Origin of the sequence: Arthrobacter sp. FW306-06-A, from assembly GCF_021870055.1 — a bacterium.
GTDB lineage: Bacteria > Actinomycetota > Actinomycetes > Actinomycetales > Micrococcaceae > Arthrobacter.
The window spans coordinates 1-12,786 of the sequence record NZ_CP084553.1; the positions used below are offsets into that span (position 1 = coordinate 1).

Here is a 12,786-nt window from a genome sequence, read left to right on the forward strand (position 1 = left end):
CCGATGCACCGGGAAAACTACCCAAAGCCCTGCGGGACTTCGCAGCTCTCATCGGCGGGGGAGCCCCCCGACTCTGGATGCTCCCCTGGGTCGAATCCTGGCGGCTAGGGGACACCAACACCGGGACATCCGGCCGCGACTACCAACGCCTGATCACCGACCTCACAGCCCTCACCAACTAACCAACCAACAGCTCTACAGCGCCATACCTCGAAAGGTCTCACCATGAACTTGATCGCAGCTCTTCCCGCCAGCGTCATCCCGAACCCGACCCCGGTCGTACCTCCCCAGGCACAGGGCCTGCTCACCGTACTGAACTGGGCCTCCGGCATCGGCCTGGTCCTCGGCGTGCTGGGCGTGATCATCGTCGGCATCGGCATGGTCATCCAGCTCCGACGCGGCGAAGGGGGCGAATCCATCGCCAAGCTCGGCTGGGTCCTCGCCGGCTGCATCATCATCACCGGCGCCTCCGGTATCGTCCGCGCCTTCGTCTAACCCAATACCCGGAGGTTCATCATGAGTGAATCCACACAGAACAACACCGAACGGAATCCATTCACCAAACCTGGATTCGTCATTTCGGCCGCCCTCGTGATCGCACTGATAGCAGCCGTCATCGTCATCTTCCTGCTCCCGAAGGGGGACGGTGGCGCGCAGCAGCCTGCCCCGTCCGCTCTGGAAAGCAACTCAGCGGCGGCCTCCACACCAAATAACGCCGCGTCCAGTAGCATCTGCGGTCTGCCCTCTACCTCGGAAACGGCTTTGGGAACTGCTCCCGGGTCCAACTGGGAGCTAGTAGGGAGGATGGCAACGCCCACAGACCCTGACACCTTCGGGCCAGGAGTCACAGACACCGACGGTTTCCGTTCCTGCTTCGCGCACTCACCAACCGGAGCCCTCTACGCCGCGGCCAACGTCATTGCCCTAGGTTCTTCAACCGAGCAGGACGAACTGAAGCTGGCCGATAAGCTCTTGGTCCCCGGCCCCGGCCGGGATGCTGCCATAAGGGATGCCGAGAATAGGTCGTCTTCGTCAGCGACTGGCACAGACAGCGCTCAGATACGCGGATTTCTGATCAAGTCCTACAGCGCCACGGAAGCAGACGTTGATCTGGCCCTTGAGTTACCGAACGGTGCCCTGGCTCATTCGGTGCTATCGCTCCGGTGGGTTGATGGAGACTGGAAAGTAAAGGCCGCTGATGATGGACAGATATTCAACGGCACGTCCCAGCTCAGTTCCCTAAGCGGCTTCATCCTCTGGTCCGGAGTCTGACGTGGCTGAATGCAAGCTGGGGGACATTACTTGCGTCGCCGGGGATGTAGTTGCCGACATCGCAAATGACGCGATAGGAAATCTTGCGCAGTCCATCCTGGAAGGACTGAGCCGTATGGTGACTACCCTGTCGACGTTTTGGGTGAGCATGCCGACGACTAACCTCACGACAGAGGACGGCGTGACGGCCAGCCCGGTGGTGGGCTTCCTGAATTCTGAACTGTCTTACTGGACGCTGACGCTAGCCGTACTTTCGGTCATTCTTGGCGGTACTCGGATGATTTGGGAGCAGCGCGGCGCGCCACTAAAGGACCTCCTCTGGTCGCTTCTGACACTCACACTGGTTGCAGGGCTTGGCCTCGGCGTGATTTCAATCTTGGTCATGGCGGCCGACGCTTTCTCGGCTGCCATCATTGAGCGCTCCACAGACGGGAGGGGGTTTGCCGAGGCATTCACGGCTATGGCAGTCATTCACCAAAGCGACGCTGTCTTTATCCTCATCATCCTCGGTCTTATCGGCCTGCTGACCTCGTTGGTCCAGATAGTCCTGATGGTTGTCCGCGGCGGAATGCTGGTCATCTTGGCCGGCATTCTTCCCACTACCGCTGCCTTCACTAATACAGAGATGGGCAGGCAGTGGTTTCAGAAGGCCGTTGGGTGGACCATTGCCTTCATTCTTTACAAGCCCGCAGCAGCCATCGTGTACGCGTCAGCTTTCAAACTCATGGACTCCAGCACGGAAAAAGACGCACTGCTCGGTTCAATTACGGGACTCGCGCTCATGGTGGTCGCAGTACTTGCCCTCCCGGCTTTGATGCGGTTTGTCACCCCGATGGTCGGTGCGGTCGCTTCAGGCTCTGGCGGGGGAGCCGCTGCTGCTGCAGGCGCCATGGCCACTGGTGCTGTATCGCTGGGCCGCAGTGGAAGCGGCCGCGGGAATGCTTCCCCGACCCCGCCCAGCCAGCCGTCCAAGAATGGTGCGTCTCCTGGCGGCAGCCAAGGTCCCGGCGGGACCAACGGCGGCAACGCTAAACCTTCACCGGGATCCGCCGGAGTGTCCGGAGCCGGGGGAGTCCCCGGTAAGGGCACTACAGGAAGCCCCGGTGCTGTGACAGCAGGGGCGGGGGCCGGAACGGCTGGTACCGGGGCCGCGTCGGGGGCGGCGAAGGCTGCAGGTCCGGCCGGCGTCGCTGTCGCCGTCGGTACGCAGGTAGCTTCACGGGCCTCTTCGGCAGCACAACAGACCGCGCAGGATTCAACGGGGGAGGGCCCCAGTGGCAGCAATTGACACCGAATACAAGGAACCGTCCTACGGAAACTGGCGGGTCCCGAGGTCAGCAGGTCTGGGGGACCTTGGCGCTATCGGCACCGGCATTGTCATGGCCGGGCTGTTGCTGGGCATCATCAGTTTTGCCATTTGGGGCCTTTTCGCGGGCCTTGGCGTCCTGGCCGTCGCCGGCGTGCTGGTCCTGTTGCTGACCGTCAAGGACAAGCACGGCCAGTCCGTGGTGGACCGTTTCTCGACCCGGATGAATTTCCGGCTCGCCCGTTCCTCGGGTGCGAACCTGTACCGCTCGGGCCCGCTGGGAGTGACGGAATGGGGCATGTACCAGCTTCCGGGGTTGGCGGCGAAGTCGCGCCTTTATGAGTTCAAGGACTCCTACAACCGCCCCTTCGCCATGCTCCACGTACCGACCACCAGTCACTTCACCGTCATCTTCTCCACCGAACCAGACGGCGCCTCCCTCGTGGATCCCGAGCAGGTCGATGCGTGGGTGGCGAACTGGGGCGGTTGGCTCGCCGGACTGGGCGATGAGGCAGGGCTCGAAGCCGCCGCAGTGACCGTGGAGACAGCCCCGGACTCGGGCTACCGGCTGCGCAATGAAGTCGAGATGAACATTGACGAGAACGCACCCGAAGCGGCCAAGGCCATCCTCCGGGAGGTTATCCGGACCTACCCGGAAGGTTCTGCCACCGTGCGGGCCTGGGTGTCCCTGACCTTCACCGCCTCCCTCCGTGCAGGCTCCAGGAAGCGGGACCCGGAGGACGTCGCCCGCGACATCGCCTCCCGCATCCCTGGGCTGGGTGCCCGGTTGCAGGCCACCGGCGCCGGGATCGCCCGGCCGATGTCAGCGCAGGAACTGTGCGAGGTCGTCCGGATTGCCTACGACCCGCCCGCGGCGCTGATCATCGATGAAGCCCACGCCGCCGGTTCCTCGGTCGCCCTGACCTGGGGCGAGGTCGGCCCCACGGCAACCCAGGCCGGCTGGAACGAGTACCGGCACGATTCCGCGTTCTCTGTCTCCTGGACCATGACCGGTGCGCCGCGGGGTTCTGTGAACTCTTCGGTCCTGTCCCCGCTGCTGGCCCCGCACGGGGACGTTGACCGCAAACGCGTCTCCCTGCTCTACCGTCCGATGGATTCGGCCCGTGCCGCGGCAGTGGTGGAGCGGGATCAGAACAACGCGAACGTTCGGATCACCTCCGGAAACCGGCCCAGTGCACGGGCCTTGGTCGATGCCCGGTCGGCGGCACAGACTGCCCAGGAAGAGGCCCAGGGTGCCGGGCTTGTGAACTTCGGCATGGTCGTCACTGCCACGGTGACCGACGCTGCCCGGCTTCCGGATGCGGTGGCCGCGATCGAGCAGACCTCCGGGACCGCCAGGGTCCTGCTTCGCCGCGCCTACGGCTCACAGGACACCGCTTTCGCCGCGTCCTTGCCGCTGGGCCTGGTGCTGCCCAAACACATCCTGCTCCCCAGCGAAATCAGGGAGGCCCTCTAAATGGCCCGCAACACGATCCTGCAAGCGAAAAAAGTGAAAACAGTAAATACAGCAAAAAAGTCCTCCAGTGAAAGGGAGGGGACGTCGCGTCCTGGCCGTGTCCGGGGTCCCGGCTCACGCGGCTGGGCCGGCCGTGGTGGGGGAGCAGCTGCCCTGGTTCCTGCGGTGCGGGAGTACCGGGGCACGACGGTGCAGGTATGCGGGTTGTGGCCGTTCAGCTCCGGCACGTCGTCGCCGATGATTGGTGTGCCGCTGGGCCGGCATGAGGAAACCCAGGCGACAGTCTGTTGCGACCCGATCAGCTGGTTCCAGCGCGCCCACCTGATCTCCAACCCGTCTGCGTTCATCCTCGGAAAACCCGGGCTGGGGAAATCCACGCTGGTGCGAAGGATGCTCCTGGGCCTCTCCGGTCAGGGCGTGCACCCCCTCGTGCTGGGGGACCTGAAGGCAGAGCACGTCGACGCGGTCCAGGCGTTGGGCGGTCAGGTCATTAGGCTCGGACGGGGACGGGGCTACCTGAACATCCTTGATCCCGGCCAGGCCGTCGAGGTCGCCCAGCTGCTGGAAGAAGAAGGGCACCACGACGCGGCCGTCCGTGTCCGGGCCGACGCCCACGGCCGGCGGCTGAATATGGTCGTCTCCCTCATTACGATCAGCCGGAACTCACCCCCGACAGATCAGGAACAGACCATCCTTGACCGGGCCCTGCGGGTGCTCGATGACACGTTCGACGGCATTCCGGTCCTGAAAGACCTACTCGACGTCATCACCGCGGCCCCGGCCGAGCTGCGCCAGGTCGCCCTGGACCGCGGCGACATGACCGTCTACCTGCGGGAAACGCGCGCGCTGGAAGCGACCCTGCTGGGCCTGACCGGGGGCGGGAAGCTCGGGGAAATCTTCTCCCAGCAGACCACCAACCCCATGCGGCGGGACCGTGCCGTGGTCTTCGATGTCTCCAGCATCGACGAAACCGAGACCGACCTGCAGGCAGCGGTCCTGCTGGCGTGCTGGTCCTACGGATTCGGGACCGTCAACGTCGCCAACGCCCTCGCCGATGCCGGGCTGGAACCTCGCAGGAACTACTTCGTCGTCCTGGATGAGCTGTGGCGGGCGCTGCGCTCCGGCAAGGGCATGGTTGACCGCGTCGACGCTCTCACCCGGCTGAACAGGTCCGTTGGTGTGGGGCAGGTCATGATCTCCCACACCATGTCCGACCTGCTGGCCCTCCCGGCGGAGGAAGACAGGATGAAAGCCCGCGGGTTCGTTGAACGTTCCGGCATGGTCATCTGCGCAGGACTCCCCGCTTCGGAAATGCCACTGCTGACCGCTGCGATCCCGCTCTCCAGGCAGGAACAGCAGAAACTCATCTCGTGGCAGGACCCGCCCGCGTGGGATTCCCGCGGCGGTGACGTCGAACCCCCGGGCCGGGGAAAGTTCCTGATCAAGGTCGGCGGCCGCCCAGGCATCCCCGTGACCATTGGCTTAACCTCCATCGAAGCCTCCCTGAATGACACAAACCGCCTCTGGCATGCACCGGCAGAAGCCCTGCTGGATGCGGCAGCTCCGATCCGGGAAGAAGGTGCGGCATGAGTGCCCCGAACCGCAAGGGAACCGGCCTCGGCGACGCCCTGGGGATTTGGCTCGCCATCGGCGCCGCCACCATCTTCGGCGGCGGCACCTGGGTCGCGGCCCACCTCGGGTCGTGGATGGCCGGCCTCGCCGCCCCCCCTGCGCACCCGATTGACCTGATCGCCGGGCTGGCCAAGGGCCGGGTGCCCTGGCCGGACCAGTCCACAGTGGTGGCCTGCGTGCTGGCCGCTGTCCTGACCGCACTGGTGGTGACAGTGCTGGTGGTGCGGTCCCGGAGCGCGAGCAAACGCACCCGGGTGGACAAGGCGGCGGTGTACATGGGCCGGGGCAAGGACCTGAACCACCTCTCGACCAAGGGGGCCACGGCCACGGCCGTGCGCCTCGGCGTGGAAAACTCCACCGGTGTCCGTCTCGGCCGCAGCGTTGCCGGGAAGCGCCCGCTCTGGGCGTCCTGGGAGGACATGCTGATCCTCATCGCCGGGCCGCGCACGATGAAGACCACCTCCTACGCGGTCCCCGCCATCCTGGACGCCCCCGGCGCGGTGATCGCGACGTCGAACAAACGTGACATCGTCGACGTCACCCGCCCCATCCGCTCCGAGGCCGGGCAGGTGTGGGTCTTTGACCCCCAGGCCGTGTCGGAGGAAGAGCCATCCTGGTGGTGGAACCCGCTCTCGTACGTGAAGAACGAAGCCACGGCAGGGAACATGGCCCAGCACTTCGCCGCAGGCTCCCGGGAACCCGGAACCAAGCCCGATGCCTACTTCGACCCGGCCGGGCAAAACCTGCTCAAAGCCCTCCTGCTCGCCGCCTCGCTCAGTGCCGCCCCGATCACGCAGGTGTACACCTGGCTGACCCGCCCGCACGACGAAGCACCGGCTGACATCCTCCGCACCGCCGGCTTTGACCTGCTGGCAGACATGGTCATCGGCCACATCAGGGAACCGGAAAAGCAGCGGGCCGGCGTCTACGGCACCGCCCGGCAAATGGTTTCCTGCCTCACCGACCGGGACGTCAGCCAATGGGTCACCCCAGCTCCGGGCACCACGGTCGACACCGACCCCCGTCCGCAGTTCGTCCCCGAAGAGTTCGTCCGCGGCAAAGGCACGCTTTACAGCCTCTCCCGCGAAGGCGTCGGAACCGCCGGGCCGCTCGTCACGGCCCTGACCGTCGCGGTCGTTGAAGCGGCGGAAAAGTACGCCACTTCCCAACCCGGCGGGCGCCTCGCAACCCCGCTGCTGGGCATCCTCGATGAAGCGGCAAACGTCTGCCGGTGGAAAGCCCTGCCGGACCAATACAGCCACTACGGCTCCCGCGGCATCATCCTCATGACCATCCTGCAATCCTGGTCCCAGGGCGTGGAAGTCTGGAACCTCGAAGGAATGCGGAAACTCTGGTCAGCATCCAACGTCAAAATCTACGGCGGCGGCGTCTCCGAAGTCGGCTACCTCGACGAACTCTCCCGCCTCATCGGCCAATACAGCTACATCAACGTCTCCCGCAGCCACAGCAGAACCGGATCCTCCTCATCCAGACAGGAAAGCAAGGACGAGATCCTGTCCGTCGCCGACCTGACCGCACTGCCAAGGTTCCGGGCCATCCTGCTCGCATCCGGCGCCCCGGCCACCATGATCGAAACGATTCCCTGGATGAACGGTCCCCATGCCCAAAAGGTCAAAGACTCCCTCGCAGCCAACGAAACAACTGAACGTGCCCCTGTGACTGTCGCCGCCCACAACCCATGGACAGACGGAGACAAGGCATGAGTGAAGAGTTCGCGGACTCCTTCGGAGACGAAGAGGAACAGTCCCCGGCCGACGGGCACAGCCACCCGGAGCCCGAACCGGAACTGGTGTACTCCAACGCCGTGGAGTTCTTCGCTGACCTACTGGCCCAGTCCTACGTCCGCGAAGTCAACGAGGGCGCAGCCTACGCATGGTGCCCCGAGTGGTACAAACACCCCGAAGCCCTCATCCGAATGGAAGCCATCTGGCGGGCCTGGGAACACCTACGGCTCGAACCCGCTCTCGGGGTCAGCACCTGGTGGCTGAACCACGCAGACCCACACATGCGCGTCCTCATGGACAAAGAAGGCCCCTTCAAAAAATGCGCCTACGACGGACACAAAACCCCCGCCCCGGACAAAACCGCCCTGCCCCACAAGACCCCCGAAGCAGGAATCTTTGACTAGCATGGACTGCCCTCCGTTGCGCGCTTGGAACCAGTGCTTTTACCAGGGAGGCGAGCATGCCTTGCAGATCCTTGGGAGTGAGCTGCCATCAAGACCTTCCACCAATTTAAATTTCGTAATACGCTTTGGATGTGAGTGATGAGAAGATCAACGGGGTGCCGGTTACTGACGGGATGATCCAAGGGTGGGCCGACGAGGCTGAGCGTGGATATCCTGTCGAGCAACTGCGCAAGCGAGGCCGCCGTCCAGTTGGTGAAGGCCCCGGCGAAGTGGTACCGGTGCGCATGGATGCCTCCCTGTTGCAGGAGCTGACCGCTCGAGCCGAGCATGATCACCTGAGCCGTTCGGAAGCGATCCGCGCGGCTGTCCGGGCGTGGATCAGCGCCGCGTAGTGCAGGCGCATTCATCGGCTCTTAAACACGGGATCAGCGCGGAGGATGGGATTTACGCGGCAGGTCACGCGGTGTACGTTGCAGACCTCGACGAGGACAGCCCTGCCCGCCAGTTGAGGCTCGGATTCGACCCCGCTGGCCGCCTGCTCGAACTCGTCGTCCTTCGATTCGACAGCGGCAATGAGTTGCTGATCCATGCAATGAAGGCGCGCGCCCAGTACGTGGACCTGCTCGCCTAGCATCACTTCCCGCGACCGCCCTCCTGCGCGATGCCGACGCCCTGCAGTAAAGCGACGGCGGCACCGCCGCGGTTCGTGCCATCCTTGGAATATGGCACGAACCTGGTTATCGGTGACGGTGGAACTGCTCGGTGGTCGCGGTGAGGAGCTGTGGCCCTGGCCGGGGCGAGTCTTCGCCGTCGGACCGTCGCACACCTTCATGGATCTCGCCAACGCCATCAACGATGCCTTCGCCCGATGGGACCGCTCGCACCTGTCAATGTTCACCCTGGACGACGGCCGGCTCATCACCGACGAAGAGACTGGAGCCGAGATGGCCGGATCCATCAGCGGGCCGATCATCGCACCAATCAACATCGCTACTGCCAAGGTCGCCCGGACGCTGGAGCCGGGGGCTGAGTTTAAGTTCATGTTCGACCTCGGAGACGCCTGGACCCACCGATGCGTGCTCGGGGAGGTAAAGATCGACCCACTGGAGGTACTGGGCATCCGCCCTGATGCCCCCCTGCCGTACTGGGGCTGGGGCCGCATACCCGACCAATACGGGCGCCGGTGGGCCACCGATGACGGAGAGAGCCGGGTCCCGTCAAAACCGAGCGAACCGCATCCGATGCTGCTGCACGCCTGGCCCGCACAGGTCCAGGTGCCGGGGCTCGACCTGCCCGAGCTGCGTCAAGCCATCGCGGCAGCAGACGCGGCCCGTTTACTCGCGGCGGTGACAGGCCGCGACATCGATGACACCCTGCAGCAGGTGGGGGCCGGCATACCCATGGCCCTGAAGCAGCAACGTCAGGAAGCCGAGCCGGTGGCACTGTCAGTTATCAACCGGCTGACCCAACGCGGCTGCGCCGGTGACCAGGCGCTGGCCGAGGACCTGCTGGCATCTCTGCGCCGCGTGCCGCTGACCGGCAGGGCCGTGCCAGTAGACCTCGACATGCTCAGCATCATCCTGGAAGGGGATCCCGACCTGTCCACCGGCGGCTACCTCGACCTGCACACCGGCCAGGTGTACGACGAGGCCGCCACTGACCCGATGATCGTGGGGCAGGACAACGCGATCGACGTGGAGGATGAGTCGGACCGGTGGCTTCGGCTGAACCGCACGGGTTCTGGGAACGGCTGGCAGGACATGGCAGCTTTCGCCGGGCGGCAGCACGATGAAACCCTCCGAGAGCGGCTGGAGCGGGCGATCGAGGGCAAGGGTGCCTTCTCCCGGTTCAGGGGAATCGTCCACGACGAGAACCTCAGCGAAAACTGGTACGCCTTCTCCACCGACCGGCAGATGGGCCGTGCCCGTGAAGTCCTCGCGGACAATGGCATCCGCGTTGGCTGAGAACCCGGGCTCGGCCGGCTGGTTCCCGGACGTGCGGACGCTACCCGGCCTGAAATAGCCACCCGGAAATTCGAAGGGCTTTACTGTCACGTCAGGCGAGTGTCGGCTACGGTGAAGCTGACAACACTCCTAGAACATTCAGATCGCCCCTGGTGGGGGAGCGGGCAGGAAAAAGTCATGGCCGGTATCGAAATGCAACCCGACAACCACGACGGGATCGGCGACGCCCTTCAGTGGATGCGACTGACCTATGCCCTCGACTACGCCGCCCGCCCCGACTCCTGGGAACGGCCCGAAGACTACCCACAGTCATGGAGCATTCGCGCCTACATCGACGCTGACATCCTCGAACCCGACTACGACACCTTCGACGCCGACGCCCACGGCCGGGTAACCGTCGCCGAAGCCAGCGTCTACCTCGTCCCGGACGTTGGCAACGTCAACCTCTTCGACACCCTGGACGCCCACAGCGCTGAACTGTCCCGATTCGCCGAAGCGTTCATCGTCGCCGGATCCGAGCCCAGTCAGCTCAGCGTCGAGGGTGAACCGGTCCTAGAAGGCGATCTGATGATCGTGTCCTGGGTGAGCGTCCAGCCGCGGTTCCGTGGGCACAGGGCAGGGCAACAAGTACTCAAGGCCATCCTCGGTGCAATCGGCCGCGGTACCGTCGTCACCGTCCTGCACGCGGCACCCGGGCTCAAGGACGATATGGATGAAGGATCCCTGAAACACCGGAGGGAATGCCGCGCCCTTGCCAAGTACTGGGGCGAACTCGGATTCCGGCCACTGGACGGCACCACGATGGTCCTGATCTACGAGGACATGCTCGCCATGCTCGAGGACGAGGACCAGGAGGACGACGATCTCAACCTCGACGAGCTGCGTGATGTGCCGCTAATGCAGCTCTCCCAAAAACAGCGCGACGCAGTGTTCCGCAATCTCCGCGTCACGTTCGACGAATAATTCACCGGCTGAGGAGCGCCGGCACTCAAAGGCAACCCCAAGCTGTCCACGGTTGAGGTCAATCCGGGTTATCCACGGCTGGAATAGGGAGCCATGGGGAAGCTCCCTTAGCAGCAGTAGCGGTGGGTAACCCCTCCAGGATTGTCCCCGGCTGTGGGCAGCGGAACCATTTGTCCAAAGGCGACGTGGACGAATTGCGCCACAGGCCGTTCCGAGAACAGACGGCTGTACTTTGCCGGGCACCCCATCCTTACAATCTCCTAAAGCAGCCGGCTGTCAGGTTTGAATCTAAGACTGACGAGCGGGAGCGTGTAGCAACCGCCTTCAGGGCCCTAATCTGACGCTCACCTTAATGGTGCCTGACGTCGGGATAGGGTGTACTTCAAAGTGCCGGATAACTTGGTGACAGCTGGCCGCCCGGACGCAGATTTCTTTTGGACCAGACTGGTGAACACGAAGGACAGGAGAGTTTTCCGATGAGCGTACTGGTGTCCCTTGTTGGTATGGCCCTGATCGCGTTTGGGTTACGCGACATGTATCACAGTCTGCTCCATCCCAGCGGGAAGGGTGCACTCAGCAACGCAGTTATGGGTGGAGTGTGGCGGATCTCGAAAGGACTTAACCACCGTTTTGGCTCCGCCGTAGGGCCTGGGGCGATGGTGGCCGTAATAGCACTGTGGGTTGGGCTCCAGGCGCTGGGCTGGGCCTTCATCTATCTCCCCCATATACCCGACGGATTTTCCTACTCGGCGGGGATAGAACCCAGCAGATACAACGATTTCGCTGAGGCGCTTTATGTCTCTCTGGTCACGCTGACGACGCTCGGCTTCGGTGACGTCGTCGCAGTAGATCCCTGGGTTCGCATTGGCGCTCCGCTTGAGGCATTGACCGGCTTTGCCCTGCTGACCAGTGCGTTGACCTGGTTCACCCAGGTCTACCCGCCGCTCTCCCGACGCCGAGCCCTGGCCCTGGAGTTGAAGGGATTGGCAGACACAGGCTATGCAAAGCGCTTCCACGAACTGAACCCGTTGGCGGTGAGCTGCGGGTTGGACAGACTGGCCTCGGGAATCGCTAAAGCCCGGATCGATTTCACCCAGCATAGAGAAAGTTACTACTTCCAGGAAGATGATCCCGGCCTGTCCTTGGCTCGTCATCTCCCATACGCGCTGACCCTCCGCGACACCGCTGCCGGCTCTGCAGCACCTGAAATCACCGGCAGCGCCGCAATTCTTACAAAGGCGTTAGAGGAGCTCGGCAACAAGCTCGACGATGAGTTTCTGCACACCGGCGGCGAACTGCCTGAAGTACTGGCCTCCTACGCCCAAGACCACGGCAGAAGACTCCGGTACGAGTAAAGCGTGCCCCATGCATGAACGGCCTCGCATTCTGGTCTCGGTTTGCTCGCGGGCAAAGATTGTCTCGGCATTTGCTCCGGCTCCGGCATGCAGAGAGTTGATCATTGGACTTCGGGTTCGTTATCCATCACGAAGTCATGTTGGGCCTTCCAAGTACTATGTTCGGTTCGTGCCGCGGCAACCACCGGAGTATGGTCAGCATACTGACGATTTAACTTGTGGGGCCTGGCTTGTGAAGGGACGTGAATGTCGGCTTACCTGAATCTGACGATCACCTTCGTGGTTGCGCTCGTGGGGGTGGGTGGCCTGTACGCTCTCCACCAGTTGACTGCGATGGCGAGGAATCCCCTGGTAAGTAAGCCGTATACCAGCGGCTGGATCCCTGAACAGCACGCCCTCTCGCGGTATCACGCCCGCTACTACCCGGTGACGTTGGTCTTCCTGGCGTTCGACGTCGAGATGCTCTTCATGTATCCGTGGGCTGTTGTGGTGTCTCGAATGGGCGCGTCGGCTGTCATAGAAATGTTTGTGTTCCTGGGCGTGCTGATGACCGGCGTGGCGTGGGCGTGGCGCGAGGGAGCCTTCAAGTGGGCCTGAAGAAAATGCTGGCCCGGGCTGCGGTGGCACGCTGCCATGTGTTCTTGGTCGAGGGCTATGCGGGCTCTCTT

At 63.7% G+C, this 12,786-nt stretch carries 13 protein-coding genes and 1 pseudogene; all 14 read left to right on the top strand.

What is annotated here, in order from left to right:
* A pseudogene (locus tag LFT49_RS21135) lies at window positions 1-182 on the top strand (DUF6668 family protein); the annotation flags it as partial.
* 43 nt (window positions 183-225) lie between these two features.
* Window positions 226-495: a hypothetical protein gene (locus tag LFT49_RS21140; protein WP_139031148.1), complete on the top strand. Its 270-nt coding sequence runs from the start codon at window positions 226-228 to the stop codon at window positions 493-495.
* Window positions 496-516: 21 nt separating this feature from the next.
* Window positions 517-1,272 (top strand): hypothetical protein, encoded by a 756-nt coding sequence (locus tag LFT49_RS21145; protein ID WP_237430584.1) that lies wholly within the window; start codon window positions 517-519, stop codon window positions 1,270-1,272.
* A gap of 382 nt (window positions 1,273-1,654) precedes the next feature.
* Window positions 1,655-2,560: a hypothetical protein gene (locus LFT49_RS21150; RefSeq protein WP_336886863.1), complete on the top strand. Its 906-nt coding sequence runs from the start codon at window positions 1,655-1,657 to the stop codon at window positions 2,558-2,560.
* Window positions 2,547-4,055 carry an SCO6880 family protein gene (locus LFT49_RS21155; protein ID WP_237430586.1) on the top strand — a complete coding sequence of 503 codons (1,509 nt, stop codon included), beginning with the start codon at window positions 2,547-2,549 and terminating at the stop codon, window positions 4,053-4,055. Before LFT49_RS21150 ends, LFT49_RS21155 begins: the two co-directional genes overlap by 14 nt.
* The gene (locus tag LFT49_RS21160) at window positions 4,056-5,645 is read left to right on the top strand and encodes an ATP-binding protein (protein ID WP_237430587.1); all 1,590 of its coding nucleotides are present in this window, start codon (window positions 4,056-4,058) and stop codon (window positions 5,643-5,645) included. It abuts the gene before it with no gap.
* Complete coding sequence (locus tag LFT49_RS21165) at window positions 5,642-7,411, top strand: type IV secretory system conjugative DNA transfer family protein (protein WP_237430588.1); 1,770 nt, start codon at window positions 5,642-5,644, stop codon at window positions 7,409-7,411. Before LFT49_RS21160 ends, LFT49_RS21165 begins: the two co-directional genes overlap by 4 nt.
* On the top strand, window positions 7,408-7,836 hold the full coding sequence (locus LFT49_RS21170; protein WP_237430589.1) for a DUF4913 domain-containing protein: 429 nt from the start codon (window positions 7,408-7,410) through the stop codon (window positions 7,834-7,836). Before LFT49_RS21165 ends, LFT49_RS21170 begins: the two co-directional genes overlap by 4 nt.
* Window positions 7,837-7,967: 131 nt before the next feature.
* Window positions 7,968-8,228: a ribbon-helix-helix domain-containing protein gene (locus LFT49_RS21175; protein WP_237430590.1), complete on the top strand. Its 261-nt coding sequence runs from the start codon at window positions 7,968-7,970 to the stop codon at window positions 8,226-8,228.
* Window positions 8,228-8,467, top strand: a complete 240-nt coding sequence (locus LFT49_RS21180) for a toxin (protein ID WP_237430591.1) — start codon at window positions 8,228-8,230, stop codon at window positions 8,465-8,467. Before LFT49_RS21175 ends, LFT49_RS21180 begins: the two co-directional genes overlap by 1 nt.
* 91 nt (window positions 8,468-8,558) lie before the next feature.
* The gene (locus LFT49_RS21185) at window positions 8,559-9,800 is read left to right on the top strand and encodes a UPF0158 family protein (protein ID WP_237430592.1); all 1,242 of its coding nucleotides are present in this window, start codon (window positions 8,559-8,561) and stop codon (window positions 9,798-9,800) included.
* A gap of 177 nt (window positions 9,801-9,977) precedes the next feature.
* On the top strand, window positions 9,978-10,763 hold the full coding sequence (locus LFT49_RS21190) for a hypothetical protein (RefSeq protein ID WP_237430593.1): 786 nt from the start codon (window positions 9,978-9,980) through the stop codon (window positions 10,761-10,763).
* 476 nt (window positions 10,764-11,239) lie between these two features.
* Window positions 11,240-12,118, top strand: a complete 879-nt coding sequence (locus LFT49_RS21195) for a potassium channel family protein (RefSeq protein WP_237430594.1) — start codon at window positions 11,240-11,242, stop codon at window positions 12,116-12,118.
* A 246-nt stretch (window positions 12,119-12,364) separates the two neighbouring features.
* On the top strand, window positions 12,365-12,715 hold the full coding sequence (locus LFT49_RS21200; RefSeq protein ID WP_237430595.1) for an NADH-quinone oxidoreductase subunit A: 351 nt from the start codon (window positions 12,365-12,367) through the stop codon (window positions 12,713-12,715).
* Window positions 12,716-12,786: the final 71 nt, after the last annotated feature.

Coding starts and splice junctions, on each gene's coding strand:
- LFT49_RS21140 (WP_139031148.1), top strand. CDS start 226: ATGAACTTGATCGCAGCTCTTCCCGCCAGCGTCATCCCGAACCCGACC.
- LFT49_RS21145 (WP_237430584.1), top strand. CDS start 517: ATGAGTGAATCCACACAGAACAACACCGAACGGAATCCATTCACCAAA.
- LFT49_RS21150 (WP_336886863.1), top strand. CDS start 1,655: ATGGCGGCCGACGCTTTCTCGGCTGCCATCATTGAGCGCTCCACAGAC.
- LFT49_RS21160 (WP_237430587.1), top strand. CDS start 4,056: ATGGCCCGCAACACGATCCTGCAAGCGAAAAAAGTGAAAACAGTAAAT.
- LFT49_RS21165 (WP_237430588.1), top strand. CDS start 5,642: ATGAGTGCCCCGAACCGCAAGGGAACCGGCCTCGGCGACGCCCTGGGG.
- LFT49_RS21170 (WP_237430589.1), top strand. CDS start 7,408: ATGAGTGAAGAGTTCGCGGACTCCTTCGGAGACGAAGAGGAACAGTCC.
- LFT49_RS21185 (WP_237430592.1), top strand. CDS start 8,559: ATGGCACGAACCTGGTTATCGGTGACGGTGGAACTGCTCGGTGGTCGC.
- LFT49_RS21190 (WP_237430593.1), top strand. CDS start 9,978: ATGGCCGGTATCGAAATGCAACCCGACAACCACGACGGGATCGGCGAC.
- LFT49_RS21195 (WP_237430594.1), top strand. CDS start 11,240: ATGAGCGTACTGGTGTCCCTTGTTGGTATGGCCCTGATCGCGTTTGGG.
- LFT49_RS21200 (WP_237430595.1), top strand. CDS start 12,365: ATGTCGGCTTACCTGAATCTGACGATCACCTTCGTGGTTGCGCTCGTG.